This window comes from Sphingomonas sp. DC5200-1, assembly GCF_049897245.1.
GTDB classification, from domain to species: domain Bacteria; phylum Pseudomonadota; class Alphaproteobacteria; order Sphingomonadales; family Sphingomonadaceae; genus Sphingomonas; species Sphingomonas aquatilis.
Window position 1 is genome coordinate 39,495 of record NZ_JAFCVW010000006.1, and the last position, 16,021, is coordinate 55,515.

Sequence of the window (16,021 nt, forward strand, 5' to 3'; positions counted from 1 at the left end):
GCGGCAAGCGTTGACAGGCTGGCTTAGAACAACGAGTGGTAACGCTAACCGCTAAATTGACAGACAAATAACAGGAGAGTGCCGGCCCATGACTGCCTGTGTGTTCGACCCTGCCGACGCGCTGGGCGCGGAATGGCGCGAAGGCCGCTGGATCGGCCGCATCGATCGCGGCGAAGGCCCCTGCCCCGTGCTGGTGGTGGACGGCATCGTCCATGACATGAGCCGCGTCGCGCCGACAGTCGCCGATCTGGTCGCCGCCGCCGCCTTCGATCCCGCGGCGGGCGAGGCGATCGGTGCGCTGGATGCGATCGGCCTGTCGGTCGACGGCCCGGTCCGCCTGCTCTCCCCCATCGACCTGCAATGCGTGAAGGCGGCGGGCGTGACCTTCGCCGTATCGGCGATGGAGCGCGTGATCGAAGAGCGCGCCCGAGGCGATTCGAGCGCGGCGGCCGAGGTGCGCGGCCGACTCGAGGGGCGGATCGGCGGCAGCATGCGCGCGGTGGTGCCGGGATCACCCGAAGCCGCGGCGCTGAAGCAGGCGCTGATCGACGAGGGCCTGTGGTCGCAATATCTGGAGGTCGCGATCGGCCCGGATGCGGAAATCTTCACCAAATCGCCCGTGCTGTCGACGGTGGGCTGGGGCGCGGACGTCGGCGTGCGGTCCGATTCGACGTGGAACAACCCAGAGCCCGAAGTCGTGCTGCTGGTCGATGCTCAGGGCAAGGCGGTGGGCGCGACATTGGGCAACGACGTCAACCTGCGCGATTTCGAAGGGCGATCCGCGCTGCTGCTGGGCAAGGCGAAGGACAATAACGCGTCCTGCTCGCTCGGCGCGTTCGTGCGCCTGTTCGACGACCAGTTTACGATGGACGACGTCCGGACTGCCGAGATCACACTGCGGATCGAGGGCACCGACGGCTATAGGCTGGATGGCAGCAGCGCGATGAGCCAGATCAGCCGCGATCCCGAAGAACTGAAACGACAGGCGCTGAGCGAGCATCACTATCCCGACGGCTTCGTGCTGTTCCTGGGCACGCTGTTCGCGCCGACGCAGGATCGCGACGTGGCCGGTCAGGGCTTCACCCACAAGGTCGGCGATACGGTGGCGATCGCGACGCCGCGGCTGGGGCGGCTGGTCAATCGCGTCGTCCATTCGAAGGACGCGCCGGCATGGGCGTTCGGGATCGGTGCGCTGATCCGCAATCTGGCGGCACGGGGACTGTTTCAATGACCGACACGATGATGAGCGACACTCGGGCGATCTACCCCTCGCTGCGCGGTCGGCGCGTGATCGTGACCGGTGGCGGATCGGGGATCGGCGCGGGGCTGGTCGAGGCGTTCGTACGGCAGGGTGCGAAGGTCGCCTTCGTCGACGTTGCCGAGGCCGAATCGCTGGCGCTGGTCGAGCGGTTGAGCACAGGCGCGGCGCATGTGCCGCTGTTCCGCCGGCTGGACCTGACCGACCTCGACGCGGTCGCGCGGGTGTTCGCCGACATGCAGGAAGCGCTGGGCGGCGTGGACGTGCTGGTCAACAATGCCGGCAACGACGATCGCCACACGGTCGCCGACATCACGCCCGCCTATTGGGACGAGCGGATGAACGTCAATCTCCGCCACCAGTTCTTCGCCGCCAAGGCGGTGGTGCCGGCGATGCAGGCGGCGGGCGGCGGCGTGATCGTCAACTTCGGGTCGATCAGCTGGCATTTGGGCCTCGAAGACCTGATCGTCTACCAGACCGCCAAGGCCGCGATCGAGGGCCTGACGCGCAGCCTGGCGCGCGATCTAGGCCGTAGCAACATCCGCGTGAATGCGGTGGTGCCGGGCAATGTGAAGACGCCGCGGCAGGAGAAATGGTACACGCCGGAGGGCGAGGCGGAGATCGTCGCGGGCCAGTGCCTGGACGGGCGCATCCTCCCTGAGGACGTGGCGGCGCTGGTGCTGTTCCTGGCATCGGATGATGCGAAGATGTGTACGGCGCATAATTATTGGGTGGATGCCGGCTGGCGGTGACGGGGTTGGGGTGACGGCCAGTTAGGTCCCGTTCGTCACCCCGGACTGGTCCGGGGTCCACTCCGCGGCTAGGGGAACGGCAAGAGGTCAGCCGACCCCCTGCGGCCCGGTGGACCCCGGAACAAGTCCGGGGTGACGGTGTGGGTGGCGTGGCCGTCCTCTCACCCCGCGTGACTTTCCGCCCCCTCTTCGATTAGGCAGCGGGCTTCGCAACGCATGGGAGCTGGCGGCTTGGGCAGGGTGATGAGGGCGGTGGCGCGGGTTTGGGCGATGCTGCTGCTTGCTCTGGCGATGCCGGCGCTGGCGCAACCCTCCCCCGTCGACACCGCGAGCCGCGAACTCGCCGGGGCGGAGACGGATCTTGCCGCGGTCGATTCGGCGCTTGATGGCAAAGTCGATCGGGCCGGCCGTGCCGACCTGCGCACGCGGGCGCTCGCCGCGCAGAGCGATGCGCGCGATGCGGCGGATCAGCTGCGCGGGCAGCTGGCGCTGGTCGATGCCCGGATCGCCGGGCTGGGGCCGCCCGCCGCCGGCGTCACCGAAGCGCCCGACATCCGCGCCGAACGCAAGGCGCTGGCGCAGGCGCGCGATGCGCTGGATTCGAAGGTGAAGCGCGGGCAGCTCATCGCGGTGGAGGCCGGGCAGCTTGTCGCCGAAATCGACGAGGCACAGGCGGCGGAAATCGGCCAGCGTATCTCCGTCCGGTCGCCCTCCCCCGCCTCGCCCGCATTCTGGGAGGAACTGCTCTCCGCAATGCCGCGCGATGCGCGCCGGGTCGCGACGCTGATGCGGCGCGAATGGTCGCAGGGCGATGTCGCGTTGCGCGCGGGAAAGCCGTGGACCGCGCTGCTCGGCGCGGCGCTGGCGCTGCTGCTGCTGTTCCCCGTGCGGCAGCGGCTGCGCGGGATCGGCCAGCGCTATCTGGTCAGCGACGCGCCGGGCCACCGCGTGCGACGATCGGCCAATGCCATGTGGCGGGTGTTGATCGGCACCGCGATGCCGACCGCCGCCGCGTTCGTACTGGTGCAGGGGTTGCGCTGGGCGGCGCTGATCGCCCCCGCCTGGAGCCAGCTGGCCGACGCGCTGATCGGCGCTGCGGGCTTTTCGGGCTTCACCGCCGCGGCGGGCGCTGCCTTCCTGATGGCGCGTCAGCCATCGTGGCGGGTGGTGCCGCTGAGCGATGCGGTCGCGACTGCGCTGCGTCCGACGGTGTGGGTGTTCGCCGCGCTGACCTTCGTCGTCATCCTGCTGGATGCGTTCAACACCGCGATCGGCGCCAGCCCGCCCGTACTGCTGGCGTCGCAAGTGGCGGAGGCGATCGCCAATCTGCTGCTGATCGGCGGCACGCTGCTGGTGATCGGGCGGCTGCGTGCGCGCGCTGCGGCGAATGGCGCGGATGCGCAGGAGGCGGCGACCAGCGTCGGCGTCGGCGCGGCGACGGTGGCGCTGTGGCTGGTCGTGACGGGCGCGGGGCTGGCGCTGCTGGCGGGCTATATCGGGCTGGCGGCGACGGTGTTGCAGTTCGTGCTGTGGGCGACGCTGCTGGGTATCTGCACCTATCTGCTGATGATCGTCATCGACGATGTCGCGACCAGCCTGTTCCAGCGTGACAGCCGCGTCGGCACGACATTGCGCCACGGCGTCGGCGTGGGCGGCAGCGCGGTAGACCAGTTCGGCGTGCTGCTGTCCGCGGCGCTGCGGCTGGCGATCCTCGCCATCGCGCTGGGGCTCGTGCTGTATCCCTTCGGTGCGGGCTTCGGATCGGTTCTCGACCGGCTGAGCGGGCTGGCGCGCGGGGTGCAGATCGGCGGGATCGCGATTTCGCCGGGCAGCATCCTGCGTTTCATCGCCGTGCTCGCGATCGGCCTGTTTCTGGTGCGGCAGTTCATGGGGTGGCTGGACCAGCGCTATCTGCCGACCACCGACCTTGACGGCAGCGTGCGCAATTCGATCCGGCTGGTCGCGCGCTACGTCGGCATCGCGCTGGCGGTCATTTGGTCGCTCGCCTCGCTCGGCATCGGGATGGAGCGGATCGCGCTGCTATTGTCGGCGCTATCGGTCGGTATCGGTTTCGGCTTGCAGGCGATCACGTCCAACTTCGTATCCGGCCTGATCCTGCTCGCCGAGCGGCCGATCAAGATCGGCGACCTGATCCGCGTCGGCACCGACGAGGGCGACGTGAAGCGGATCAACGTCCGCTCGACCGAGATTGAGCTCGCCGATCATTCGACTCTGATCGTCCCCAATTCGGAGCTGATCACGAAATCGGTGCTCAACAAGACGCTGAGCGCGCCGTTGGGGCGAATCCAGGTGCAATTCACCGTGCCGATCGAGGCGGATGCCGATCGCGTGCGCGAACTGGTGCTGGAAACGTTCGCAGCGGAACCCGCGATCCTCGACACACCCGAGGCCAAAGCCTTCATCGACGGGATCGCCGACGGACGCGTGCGCTTCAACTGCTTCGCACACGTCGAAAGCCCGCGGGCGGCATATAGCGCCCGCAGCAACGTGCTGATCGTCCTGCTGCGGCGGATGCGCGAGGCGGGGATCGAGCTCGGCACCGTGCCGCAGAAGCTGGAGCTGGTGTCCGCACTCCCCGCCCCCGAACCGGCCGCGGCCGAGCCCAGCGCGCCCTGACCGGCTTGCCCGGCACTGGCGAAGGGGATAGCGCTCCGCGCCATGACCAGCCTGCCGGACTGCCCGCCCGCCCCGCCGTCGAGCCACGAGCACGTCGTCATCGTCGGCGGCGGCTTTTCGGGGACGCTGTTCGCGATCAACCTGCTGCGCCACGAAGGGCCACGCGCGACGCTGATCGAGCGGCGCCCCCACCAGATGGCGCGCGGCGTCGCCTATAGCGCGGCGCATGCCGAGCATCTGCTGAACGTGCGCGCCGGCAATATGAGCGCGCTGCCCGACGATCCCGGCCATTTCGTGCGCTGGTTGGAGGCGGAGGGACTGGGCGATGCCAAGACCTTCGTCTCGCGGCGCATCTATGGGCGCTATCTGCGCGGGTTGCTCGACGCGGCGATGGCGGCGCATCCGGGGCGGATCGCGCTGGTCGAGGGCGAGGTGTGCGCGATCGACCGCAGCGGCGCGGGCGTGACGCTGTCGCTGCAGAGCGGCGAGGCGATTGCCGCGGATGCGGCGGTGCTGGCGCTGGGCAACCTGCCGCCGCACACGCCGGGCGGGCTCGATCCGGCGGCGCTGCCGGCGGGCTGCTATCTGTCCGATCCCTGGGCGGGCGACATTGCGGCGGAGCTGACCGACACCGACCGCGTGGTGTTGATCGGCAGCGGGCTGACCGCGATCGATGCGGCGCTGACCCTGGAGGCGGCGGGGTTCCGCGGCGAGATCCTCGCGCTGTCGCGGCGCGGGCTGTCGCCGCGGGCGCATGCCGACCTGCCGGGGCAGCCGGGGTTGCGCGAGAAGCCGGCGGGGACGCTGTCGGCGCTCGTCCGCCATGTGCGGACCCGGGCCGAAGCGATCGGCTGGCGCGCCGCGGTGGACGAGCTGCGCCCCGTCACGCAGCTGATGTGGGGCGCGGCGGATGCGGGAACGCGGGCGCGGTTCCTGCGGCATGTGCGGCCGTATTGGGACGTGCATCGGCATCGGCTGGCGCCCTCGATCGCGGCGAAGATCGATGCGCTGGTCACGGAGGGGCGGCTGCGGTTCGGGGCGGGGCGGATCGTCGAGGCCGAGGCGGAGGGGGATGGCGCCTCACTGACCTGGCGGCCGCGGGGCAGCGCGGGAACCGAAACCACGTCAGCGCGGCGGATCGTCAATTGCACCGGGCCGCAGGGCGACCTGTTGCGATCCGAGGAGCCGCTGCTGCGGCAGCTGATCGCTGCGGGGCTGGCCCGCCCCGACAGTTTGCGCATCGGGCTGGACGTCGACCACCAGTCGCAGGTGATCCATGCCGACGGGACGGTCGACGACCGGCTGTTCTGCATCGGGCCGATGACGCGCGGCGACCTGTGGGAGGTCGTGGCGGTGCCCGATATCCGGCAGCAGAACTGGACGCTGGCGCGGCGGTTCGCGCATGCGCAATGGGTGGGAGGCGAGGGACTGTAACGTCCCCCGCCTCTCCCGATTTACCAATTGATGCCGACGCGGGCGTACAGATAGCGGCCGTTGAAGCCGAACGGCGAATAATAAGGGAAGCCCAGCACGCCGGTGGAGTTGTTCGCGGCGATCTGGCGATCGGGATAGACGTCGAACAGGTTGCTGACGCCGAGGCCGATCTGCGCGCCTTTGGGGGCCGAATAGCGCAGTTCGAAGTCGGTGATCGCATGCTGGCCGGTGTGGACGTCGGCGGTTCCGCTCGCCAGCGTGCCCGGCTGGTTGACGTCGCCGTAATAGGTGACGCGGGCGAGCGCGCCGAGCTTGTCGAGCGACCAGTCGATCGTGCCGGTGATCTTCTCGCCCGGCGTGCCCTGTTCCAGCGTCAGGATACGGCTGCGCGCGAACAGCGTCGGTGCGGGGTTGAGCGTCGCGGTCGAGGTGGGGACGCGGGTGACGTCGATCTTGTTGATGTTGCCGGCCAGCGTAAAGTCGAACGCGCCCGCGCTCTCCGTGCGCCAGCGATAGTGGGCGACGGCATCGATGCCCTTCGTCGTCGAGGCGAGGCCGTTGATGAAGAAGCGTGCCGCCGAAAATCGCTGGTCTGTAGTGTTAAGCAGATTTGCAACCTGCGTGCTAAACGTGCCAGGAATATTCTCCGACAGGCCGATCTGGTTGCGGATGCGGATCGAATAGGCGTCGACCGTCAGGTCGAAGCCGCCAGCGCGAATCACCGTGCCGAGCGAGATGTTGGTCGACTTTTCCGCCTGCAACGGCCGCCCGCCGAGCGCGACGCCGACCGGATCGGTCGACGGCACGGTGCCGGTCAGGATCGGCACACCGTTGGTGACGACCGAAGCGACCTGGGTGAAATACTGCTGTTGCAGCGACGGCGCACGGAAGCCGGTGGAGATGGTGCCACGCAGCGCGAACCAGGGCGCGACGTCGTAGCGGGCCGAGAATTTGCCGTTGGCGGTGCTGCCGAAGTCCGAATAATCCTCGGCCCGGCCGGCAAGACCGATCAGCAGCGCGTCAGTCAGCTGCGCTTCGAGGTCGAGGTAGACGCTGCCGCTGCGGCGGTTGCGCTTGGTGGCGTTGCGGGGGGCGAAGCCGCCGAAGCCTTGCGCGCCCGGTGCCGACCCGGCGACCGCATCGGTCGCACCGGCAGGGTAGTCGTAGGAGGCGCGCTCGCCCGGCGTGATCTTATAGCCTTCGCGGCGCCCCTCGATGCCGAAGGCGACGTTCAGCGACTGGAAGACGTCGAACTTGCGGGTGACGTCGAGGCCGGCGACGTACTGGTCGTAGGCGACCGCGCCGTCGTAGAAGTTGCGCGGGGTGCTCGACCCATAGGCGTAGTTCGCCGAATTGAGCGTGCGGAAGTCGACGGTGTTGCGGCCGTAGCTCAGCGACAGGTCGACGTCGAAGTCCGACACGGTGCCGCGCAGGCCGATCGCCGAATTGATGTCCTTCGACTTGGTATTGATGATCGGCAGGAAGCCGTTGGGATAGCCGGCAAGCGTCAGCTGGGTGATCGTCGCGGCGCTGGCATTGTCGGCGCGGACGCGCGGGAAGGCGGCGCCGCGGGTGTCGCGGTCCTGATAGCCGCCGAACGCATACAGCTTCAGGTTGTCGGTCAGTGAGGTGCCGGCGTTGACGAAGCCGGTGAACTGTTCGACCTCCGGGTCGCCATAGCGGCCGGTGACGCGGGTCGGCGTCACGCGCGGATCGAAGTCGGCGCGGTTGGTCGGCTGGCGCTTCAGATATTCGCCCGAGATGGTGACGAAGCCGTCGCTGCCGAAGCCGATGCCCTGCCATGCCGAGGCGGTGACGGTGTGTTCGCCGGTGACGTGGCGGCTGCCGCGCGCCGTATCGACCTGCGTGTCGTAGAAGCCGTAATTGACCTGCGCGCCGCCGCCCGAGCGGGCTTCGCGAAGGCGCAGGTTCACGACGCCGGCGATCGCGTCCGAGCCGTATTGCGCCGAGGCGCCGTCGCGCAGCACCTCGATCCGGTCGAGTGCCACCGTCGGGATGGTGTTGAGGTCGACCGCCGCCGAGCCTCGGCCCACCGTGCCGTTGGTGTTGAGGTTGGCGGAGGTGTGGCCGCGGATACCGTTGATCAGCACCAGCGTCTGGTCGGGCGACAGGCCGCGCAGCGTCGCCGGGCGGATCGCGTCGGTGGCGTCGTTGGCGGATGGCCGCGGGAAGTTGATCGAGGGGGCTACGGTAGCGAGCGCCGTCGCGAGTTCGGTGGTGCCCTGCCGCTGCAGGCTGGCGCCACTCAGCACGTCGACCGGCGCGACGCTGTCGAGGCGGCTGCGACCGGTGGCGCGGGTGCCGGTGACGATGATGTCCTGGCCTTCATCCGCGGTCGAGGCGGCGTCGGCGACGGGGGCCGCCTGAGCGGGTTCGGTCTGCGGCGCGGCTTGCGGCGCGGCCTGGGCAAGCGCTGCGGCGCTGGCGGCGGCGAGGAGTTCGCTGATGATGGTCACGGTTCAGCCCCTTTTGGAATCGTTGCGCTGGGTAGCGGATGGGGCGGGATAGCCCACTAACCTGGGGGATGAACCGCAAGAAAAACTTTGCTGCGGTGCGGTATGGGGTTCTGCTCTTTCTACGTCACCCCGGACTTGTTCCGGGGTCCACCGGGCCGCGAGGGGACGGCAAGAGGCTCCGGCCATCCCCCTCGCCGCAGAGTGGACCCCGGACCAAGTCCGGGGTGACGGGGGGATGAGTTACGCCCCCTTCCGCTTGAGCAGCGCCGTCCGCAGGCATTGGCAGACCGGTTCGTCGCGCTGGTTAAGCAGGATGTGGCGGAAGGTGACGAGGCCGGCGTCGGGGCGGGACTTGCTGTCGCGCAATTCCACCACTTCGGTTTCGGCGCGGAGCGTGTCGCCGATGAACACCGGCTTGGGCATCACCAATTTGTCGTAGCCGAGGTTCGCGACCAAAGTACCGAGCGTCGTGTCGCCGACCGACAGGCCGACCATCAGCGCGAAGGTGAAGGTGCCGTTGACGAGGATTTGGCCGAACTCGCTCGCCTTCGCCGCTTCGGCGTCGAGGTGGAGCGGCTGCGGATTGTGCGTCATGGTGGAGAACAGGAGGTTGTCCGTCTCGGTCACGGTGCGGCGGATGTCGTGCTTCAGGCGGTCGCCGACCTGCCATTCGTCGTAGAAGCGGCCGGCCATTATTGCTCTCCCTGCGGTTCGATGCGGACGAGCAGCGTGCCTTCGGGCACCTGCGCCTCGGGCGTGGCGGTGAGGTCTGCGACCACGCCATCGAAGGGGGCGGTGAGGCTGTGTTCCATCTTCATCGCCTCCAGCGTGACGAGGCGCTGGCCCTTGGTGACGGATTGGCCGGCGGTGACGTCGACCGCGATGATGCGGCCGGGCATCGGCGACAGGATTGCGCCGTCCCCTGCCCCGCCGGCCGCGGCGGCGGCGGCGCGATAGGGGGTGATTTCCCACGTCTGGCCGCCTTCGGTAACGAGGAGTTGGTCGGGAGCCGTACCTCGGTGAGCCGCCCCAACATCCGTTCGGGCTGAGCTTGTCGAAGCCCGGGTGGCCACAAGGGGCTGGTTCGCGTGTGGCACCCCGCCCTTCGACAGGCTCAGGGCGAACGGGAGTTTGGGGTGCCGGGCGAACGGGGGTGAGGCGGGGTGGCTGAAATCGACCTCCACCGGCTCCCCCGCCACCAACAGCATCGCCACCTGGCGCGGCGCGGCGTTGAGGCGGAAGCCCGGAACCGGTTGCGGGCCGGCGAGCGCCTGGGCGGCTTCGACCAGCACCTCTTCGCTGGGCAGCGCGGGCGGCATCAGCGCATCGCCGTCGCGGGCGATGAGGCCGGTGTCGAGGGTCGCGGCGACGAAGGCGGGGTGGTCGAGCGCCTCGACCAGGAAGCCCGCGTTGCTGCGCAGCGGCCAGACGATCGCGGCGTCGAGCGCGTCGGCGAGCGTTTCGCGCGCCTCTTCGCGGGTGTCGCCATGGGCGATGACCTTGGCGATCATCGGATCGTAATAGGGGGTGATCGTCGCGCCCTGCTCCACCCCGGTATCGACGCGGACGGTGTCGCCGAGATCGAAGGCGTCGAGGCGGCCGATGCTGGGGAGGAAGCCCTTGGCGGGATCCTCCGCGTAGAGGCGCGCTTCCATCGCATGGCCGTGAATCGACAATTGGTCCTGACGGCAGGGCAGCGGCTCGCCGCTGGCGACGCGGAGCTGCCATTCGACGAGGTCCTGGCCGGTGATCATCTCGGTAACGGGATGTTCGACCTGGAGCCGGGTGTTCATCTCCATGAACCAGATGCGGTCGGCGTTCAGGCCTTCGCTCGCGTCGGCGATGAATTCGATCGTGCCGGCGCCGACGTAATCGACCGCCTGCGCGGCGCGGACGGCGGCGGCGCAGACCGCCTCACGGGTCGCGGCGTCCATGCCGGGCGCGGGCGCTTCCTCGATCACCTTCTGGTGGCGGCGTTGGAGCGAGCAGTCGCGTTCGAACAGGTGGACGACGTTGCCATGGGCATCGCCGAAGACCTGCACCTCGATATGGCGAGGGCTCAGCACGTATTTTTCGAGCAGGACGCGGTCGTCGCCGAACGAGGCCGCCGCCTCGCGCTGGCAGCTGGCGAGCGCTTCGGCGAAATCGGCGGCATCGTCGACGCGGCGCATGCCCTTGCCGCCGCCGCCCGCCACCGCCTTGATGAGGACGGGATAGCCGATCGCGTCGGCCTCGGACCGGAGGCGGGTCGGCGACTGGTCTTCGCCGAGATAACCGGGTGTGACGGGCACGCCGGCGGCGATCATCCGCGCCTTGGCGGCGTCCTTCAGGCCCATCGCGCGGATGCTGTCGGGATTGGGGCCGACCCAGATCAGGCCGGCGTCCTGCACCGCCTGCGCGAAGTCGGCGTTTTCGCTCAGGAACCCGTAGCCGGGGTGGATCGCCTGCGCCCCGGTGGCTTTTGCTGCGGCGATGATGCGCTCGCCGATCAGATAGCTTTCGGCCGGGCGCGGGCCGCCGATCGCAACGGCTTCGTCGGCCTCGCGGACGTGCAGCGCGGTCGCATCGGCGTCGGAATGGACCGCGATCGTGCGGATGCCGAGGCCGCGCGCGGTGCGGATGATGCGGCAGGCGATCTCGCCGCGATTGGCGATGAGCAGCGATTCGATCACGGGGCGCTCCGGGGGAAATGTTGCTGGAAGTGGACGAAGTGGAGGGTACGTCGTGTCCCGGACACCGGGGGCTGCGGGGGCGAGAAACGTACCGGGGTGTGCGAGGCAGGGGCGAGGAGCGCGGCCATGCACGTTCTCCTTACCATATTTGACGGCGTGTAGGACAGCGTCATTGGGTGTCCCCTTTCCTCCCCGAGCTTGTCTCGGGGAGGGGGACCATGCGAAGCATGGTGGAGGGGCCTGCGCGATGCTCGACAAACCGGGAAGGACGGTGCGCCACGCGCGCCAGTTGCGCCGCACGATGACGGCGCCCGAGGTGGCGTTGTGGGCGGTCTTGCGCGCGCGGCCTTCGGGTTTGAAGTTCAGGCGACAACATCCGGTGGGGCCGTTCGTACTGGATTTCTACTGCGCGGCGGCGCGGCTGGCGGTCGAGGTCGATGGCGAGGTGCATGATCGCGCCGATCGGCCGGAGCGTGACGAGCGGCGGGATGCGATGCTGGCGGTCCATGGGATCGAGACGTTGCGGGTGTCTGCACGCGAGGTGCTGCGCGATCTGGAGGCCGTCGTCCGGCTGGTGGTGGCGGCCGCACAGGTGCGCATGCCCCTCCACCACCGGCCTGCGGCCGGCGGTCCCCCTCCCCAAGCGGCGCTTGGGGAGGAATAGGCGGGTCCCGGCGATCACATCCGGAACACGCCGAAGCTGGGCCGCTCCGGGATGGGGGCGTTGAGGCAGGCGGCGAGGCTGAGGCCGAGGACGTCGCGGGTCTGCGCGGGATCGATGATGCCGTCGTCCCACAGGCGCGCGGTGGCGTACCAGGGGTTGCCCTCGTCTTCGTATTTGGCGCGGACGGGGGCCTTGAAGGCTTCGGTCTGCTCCGGCGTCCAGCTGTCCGCGTCGCGGTGGACGGTGGCGAGGACGCTGGCCGCCTGTTCGCCGCCCATCACGCTGATCCGGCTGTTGGGCCAGGTGAACAGGAAGCGCGGCGAATAGGCGCGGCCGCACATGCCGTAATTGCCCGCGCCGAAGCTGCCGCCAATCAGGATGGTGATCTTCGGCACGCTCGCGGTGGCGACGGCGGTGACGAGCTTTGCGCCATGTTTGGCAATGCCTTCCGCCTCATACTTCCCACCGACCATGAAGCCCGAAATGTTCTGGAGGAACAGCAACGGGATTTTGCGCTGGCAGGCGAGTTCGATGAAGTGCGCGCCCTTTTGCGCGCTTTCGCTGAACAGCACGCCATTGTTGGCGAGGATGGCGACGGGCAGGCCGTGGATGGTGGCGAAGCCACAGACCAGCGACGCGCCGTACAGCGCCTTGAATTCGTGGAATTCTGAGCCGTCGACCAGACGCGCGATCACCTCGTGGACGTCGTACGGCGCGCGGACGTCGTCGGGGATCAGGCCGTAGAGGTCCTCCGCCGGGTAGAGCGGTGCACGCGCCGGGGCGATCTGCGGGCCCGTCTGTTCGGGCAGCGTCGCGACGATGTCGCGGACGATCGACAGCGCGTGATCGTCGTTCTCGGCGACATGGTCGACCACGCCCGAGCGGCGGCCGTGGGTGTCGGCGCCGCCGAGGTCTTCGGCGCTGATGACCTCTCCGGTCGCGGCCTTCACCAGCGGCGGGCCGGCGAGGAAGATCGTGCCCTGCCCGCGGACGATGATCGTCTCGTCGGACATGGCGGGGACATAGGCGCCGCCCGCGGTGCAGCTGCCCATGACACAGGCGATCTGCGGGATGCCGAGCGCCGACATGTTCGCCTGGTTGAAGAAGATGCGGCCGAAGTGATCGCGGTCGGGAAAGACCTCTGCCTGATGCGGCAGGTTGGCGCCGCCGCTGTCGACGAGGTAGATGCACGGCAGGCGGTTTTCCTGCGCGATCTCCTGCGCGCGCAGGTGCTTCTTCACGGTCAACGGGAAGTAGGTGCCGCCCTTCACCGTCGCGTCGTTGCAGACAATCATCACCTGCCGGCCCGAGACGCGGCCGATGCCGGCGATCATGCCCGCGCCGGGGACGTCATCGTCGTAGAGGCCGTAGGCGGCGAGCTGGCCGATTTCGAGGAAGGCGCTGCCGGGATCGAGCAGGCGTTCGACGCGATTGCGGGGGAGCAGCTTGCCGCGGGCCGTATGGCGCTCGCGGGATTTGGCATTGCCGCCGACACCGGCCGCCGCGACGTCGGCGCGCAGGCGGTCGGCGAGCGCGCGGTTGTGCGCGGCGTTGCGGGCGAAGGCCTCGCCGTCGCGGGCGACGGTGGTGGGGAGCGTGGGGCCCATCAGATCCTCCCCAAGCTTGCTTGGGGAGGGGGCGTGTGAGCGAGATCGTGTCCCCCGGACACGATCTTGGCTTGCTGGGAGCAAGCCAAAGCTCCCACGCCGCGTAGCGGTGGTGGAGGGGCGGTGCGAAGCACCGGCTGCGCCGGCCCCTCCACCACCGGTCTGCGACCGGCGGTCCCCCTCCCCGCGCTGCGCGCAGGGAGGAATTGGGAGGCCCTCACTGCGCCACCTTCGGCGCGGCGCCGATGAGTTCGCGGCCGATCAGCATGCGGCGGATTTCGTTGGTGCCGGCGCCGATATCGAGCAGCTTGGCGTCGCGCATGAAGCGTTCGACCGGCCAGTCCTTGGTATAGCCGGCGCCGCCCAAGGCCTGGATCGCCTCCAGCGCGACCTTCACCGCATTTTCGCTCGCCAGCAGGATCGCGCCGGCGGCATCGAAGCGGGTGGTCTTGCCGGCGTCGCAGCTCTTCGCGACCGCATAGACATAGGCGCGGGCGGAGTTCAGCGCGACGTACATGTCGGCGATCTTGCCCTGCATCAGCTGGAACTGGCCGATCGGCTGGCCGAACTGCTTGCGATCGCGCACGAAGGGCACGACGACGTCGAGGCAGGCCTGCATGATGCCGAGCTGGATGCCGGCGAGCACCGCACGCTCATAGTCGAGGCCGCTCATCAGCACGCCGACGCCGCCGTTGAGCGGGCCCATGATCTGTTCGGCGGATACGTAGCAATCGTCGAACACGAGTTCTGCGGTCGGCGAGCCGCGCATGCCCATCTTGTCGATCTTTTGCCCGATGCTGAAGCCGGGCATGTCCTTTTCGATCAGGAAGGCGGTGATGCCGCGCGACCCCTCACCCGTCTTCGCATAGACGACGAGCGTGTCGGCGTAGGCCGCGTTGGTGATCCAGAATTTAGTGCCGTTGAGGACATAGCCGTCTCCTCGCGCCTCGGCGCGCAGCTTCATCGAGACGACGTCGCTGCCCGCACCTGCTTCGGACATGGCGAGGCTGCCGACATGTTCGCCGCTGATCAGCTTGGGGAGGTATTTCGCCTTCTGCTCGGGGCTGGCCCAGCGACGGATCTGGTTGATGCAGAGGTTCGAATGCGCGCCGTAGCTGAGGCCGATCGAGGCCGAGGCGCGGCTGACTTCCTCCACCGCGACGACATGTTCGAGATAGCCGAGGCCCAAGCCGCCGTCGGCTTCCTCGACGGTGATGCCGTGCAGGCCGAGCTCGCCCATCGCGGTCCACAGCTCGTCGCGCGGGAACCAGTCGTCGGCGTCGATCTTGGCGGCGAGCGGCGCGATCCGGTCGGTGGCAAAGCGCTGCGTCGATTCGCGGATCATGTCCGCGGCCTCGCCGAGGGCGAAATCGAAATCGGGTGTCACATCCGCTCCTTATGTCTTTGCGCCCCTGCTACCACAGGCACGGGCGTCAGGGAAAATCGACAGGAGACGCGGCGACGTATAGATGGCATCTATGATCGACCGCTATCTGATCCGCTATTGTCTTGGCGTCGTCGATCAGGGGAGCTTTTCCGCGGCCGCGGCCAGCGCGCGGGTGACGCAGCCGACGCTGTCGGCGGGGATCGCCAAGCTGGAGGCATTGCTCGGCCAGCAACTGTTCGACCGCAGCGGGCGGCGGGTGCGGCTGACCGAAGCGGGGACGCGCTTCGTCGATCATGCCCGGCGGATCGAGGCGGAGTTCGCCGCCGCCGAACGCGCAGTGCAGGCGACGCCGCCGCACCGGCTGATCCGCATCGGCGTGGCGCCGACCGTCTCCACCATCGCGCTGGGCGAGGCGCTCGCCGCCGCGCGGGCCGCGGCGCCGGACGAGCGGATCGAAATCGTCGAGGGGCGGACGAGCGAGTTGCAGGGCAAGCTGGACCATGGCCGCATCGATGCGCTGCTCGGCCCCGGCGTCGCGCGCGACGCGGATGACGTGCGGTTGTTCGAAGAAGGCTATGGCGTGGCGATGGCGACGGCGCACCCCCTCGCTCACCGTGCCAGTGTGACCGCGGAGGATATCGCCGGCGAGACGATGATCGTGCGGCGCCAGTGCGAGGCATTGCCGCTGGTCAGCCGCTTCTTCACGGCGCGCGGCGTCCGCCCGTTCATGGCGGCGCGGACGCTGAGCGACGATCGCGCTGCGGCCTATGTGGCGGCGGGGCTGGGGATCACGGTGATGCCGTACAGCCTGCGCGCGCGGGGCGTGGCAATGCCCGCGCTGGCGGGGTTCGAACTGACGCGCGTGGTGGGCGTGCGCGTGCCGGCGGCCGCGAGGGCGCGGCTGGCGCCGAGCGGGGCATGGCAGGCGTTCGTGGCGGGGATGGGCGGCTGAGTCGACAGCCCGGCCCTCCCCGTTCGTGCTGAGCTTGCCGAAGCACGCGGTTCCGCAAGAAACGCGATCGCTTGAGGCAAAACGCCCTTCGACAGTGAGGAGGTAAAACCATCCCCCGGATGGCTTTAGCCGAGCCTGGGAGGCTCGGCGACCGCCTCACCAGGGCGAACGGGGAAAAACG

11 protein-coding genes are annotated in these 16,021 nt (G+C 69.0%); 6 read left to right on the plus strand and 5 right to left on the minus strand.

What is annotated here, in order from left to right:
* The first annotated feature begins 88 nt into the window (after positions 1 to 88).
* From ACP7A3_RS14325 to ACP7A3_RS14340, 4 genes are all read left to right on the plus strand, one after another.
* Positions 89 to 1,231, plus strand: coding sequence for a fumarylacetoacetate hydrolase family protein (locus ACP7A3_RS14325; RefSeq protein WP_426256415.1), 1,143 nt, complete (start codon positions 89 to 91; stop codon positions 1,229 to 1,231).
* Positions 1,228 to 2,010 (plus strand): SDR family NAD(P)-dependent oxidoreductase, encoded by a 783-nt coding sequence (locus ACP7A3_RS14330; RefSeq protein ID WP_426256414.1) that lies wholly within the window; start codon positions 1,228 to 1,230, stop codon positions 2,008 to 2,010. Before ACP7A3_RS14325 ends, ACP7A3_RS14330 begins: the two co-directional genes overlap by 4 nt.
* 270 nt (positions 2,011 to 2,280) lie before the next feature.
* On the plus strand, positions 2,281 to 4,647 hold the full coding sequence (locus ACP7A3_RS14335; protein ID WP_426256413.1) for a DUF3772 domain-containing protein: 2,367 nt from the start codon (positions 2,281 to 2,283) through the stop codon (positions 4,645 to 4,647).
* A 42-nt stretch (positions 4,648 to 4,689) separates the two neighbouring features.
* On the plus strand, positions 4,690 to 6,081 hold the full coding sequence (locus tag ACP7A3_RS14340; RefSeq protein ID WP_426256412.1) for an FAD/NAD(P)-binding protein: 1,392 nt from the start codon (positions 4,690 to 4,692) through the stop codon (positions 6,079 to 6,081).
* A gap of 20 nt (positions 6,082 to 6,101) precedes the next feature.
* On the opposite strand, the gene ACP7A3_RS14345 is transcribed toward ACP7A3_RS14340, so the two are convergent.
* The 3 genes from ACP7A3_RS14345 to ACP7A3_RS14355 all read right to left on the minus strand — a co-directional run bounded on the left by ACP7A3_RS14345 (position 6,102) and on the right by ACP7A3_RS14355 (position 11,230).
* Entirely contained in the window at positions 6,102 to 8,558 is a 2,457-nt protein-coding gene (locus tag ACP7A3_RS14345) for a TonB-dependent receptor plug domain-containing protein (RefSeq protein ID WP_426256411.1), read from the minus strand.
* 240 nt (positions 8,559 to 8,798) lie between these two features.
* The gene (locus tag ACP7A3_RS14350; protein ID WP_426256410.1) at positions 8,799 to 9,251 is read right to left on the minus strand and encodes a MaoC family dehydratase; all 453 of its coding nucleotides are present in this window, start codon (positions 9,249 to 9,251) and stop codon (positions 8,799 to 8,801) included.
* Positions 9,251 to 11,230, minus strand: coding sequence for an acetyl/propionyl/methylcrotonyl-CoA carboxylase subunit alpha (locus tag ACP7A3_RS14355; protein ID WP_426290044.1), 1,980 nt, complete (start codon positions 11,228 to 11,230; stop codon positions 9,251 to 9,253). Before ACP7A3_RS14355 ends, ACP7A3_RS14350 begins: the two co-directional genes overlap by 1 nt.
* 247 nt (positions 11,231 to 11,477) lie before the next feature.
* On the opposite strand from ACP7A3_RS14355, the gene ACP7A3_RS14360 reads away from it, so the two are divergent.
* The gene (locus ACP7A3_RS14360) at positions 11,478 to 11,894 is read left to right on the plus strand and encodes an endonuclease domain-containing protein (RefSeq protein ID WP_426256408.1); all 417 of its coding nucleotides are present in this window, start codon (positions 11,478 to 11,480) and stop codon (positions 11,892 to 11,894) included.
* A 14-nt stretch (positions 11,895 to 11,908) separates the two neighbouring features.
* Here ACP7A3_RS14360 and ACP7A3_RS14365 read toward each other — a convergent pair whose 3' ends face one another.
* Positions 11,909 to 13,501, minus strand: a complete 1,593-nt coding sequence (locus tag ACP7A3_RS14365) for a carboxyl transferase domain-containing protein (RefSeq protein ID WP_426256407.1) — start codon at positions 13,499 to 13,501, stop codon at positions 11,909 to 11,911.
* A gap of 217 nt (positions 13,502 to 13,718) precedes the next feature.
* Positions 13,719 to 14,846 carry an isovaleryl-CoA dehydrogenase gene (locus tag ACP7A3_RS14370; protein WP_426256453.1) on the minus strand — a complete coding sequence of 376 codons (1,128 nt, stop codon included), beginning with the start codon at positions 14,844 to 14,846 and terminating at the stop codon, positions 13,719 to 13,721.
* A 133-nt stretch (positions 14,847 to 14,979) separates the two neighbouring features.
* Between ACP7A3_RS14370 and ACP7A3_RS14375 the strand changes: the two genes are divergently transcribed.
* Positions 14,980 to 15,840, plus strand: a complete 861-nt coding sequence (locus ACP7A3_RS14375) for a LysR family transcriptional regulator (protein ID WP_426256406.1) — start codon at positions 14,980 to 14,982, stop codon at positions 15,838 to 15,840.
* Positions 15,841 to 16,021: the final 181 nt, after the last annotated feature.

Excerpts from the sequence above, each read along its gene's own strand:
- ACP7A3_RS14325 (WP_426256415.1), top strand. The coding sequence starts at position 89 with ATGACTGCCTGTGTGTTCGACCCTGCCGACGCGCTGGGCGCGGAATGG.
- ACP7A3_RS14330 (WP_426256414.1), top strand. The coding sequence starts at position 1,228 with ATGACCGACACGATGATGAGCGACACTCGGGCGATCTACCCCTCGCTG.
- ACP7A3_RS14335 (WP_426256413.1), top strand. The coding sequence starts at position 2,281 with ATGCTGCTGCTTGCTCTGGCGATGCCGGCGCTGGCGCAACCCTCCCCC.
- ACP7A3_RS14340 (WP_426256412.1), top strand. The coding sequence starts at position 4,690 with ATGACCAGCCTGCCGGACTGCCCGCCCGCCCCGCCGTCGAGCCACGAG.
- ACP7A3_RS14350 (WP_426256410.1), bottom strand. The coding sequence starts at position 9,251 with ATGGCCGGCCGCTTCTACGACGAATGGCAGGTCGGCGACCGCCTGAAG.
- ACP7A3_RS14360 (WP_426256408.1), top strand. The coding sequence starts at position 11,478 with ATGCTCGACAAACCGGGAAGGACGGTGCGCCACGCGCGCCAGTTGCGC.
- ACP7A3_RS14365 (WP_426256407.1), bottom strand. The coding sequence starts at position 13,501 with ATGGGCCCCACGCTCCCCACCACCGTCGCCCGCGACGGCGAGGCCTTC.
- ACP7A3_RS14370 (WP_426256453.1), bottom strand. The coding sequence starts at position 14,846 with ATGATCCGCGAATCGACGCAGCGCTTTGCCACCGACCGGATCGCGCCG.
- ACP7A3_RS14375 (WP_426256406.1), top strand. The coding sequence starts at position 14,980 with ATGATCGACCGCTATCTGATCCGCTATTGTCTTGGCGTCGTCGATCAG.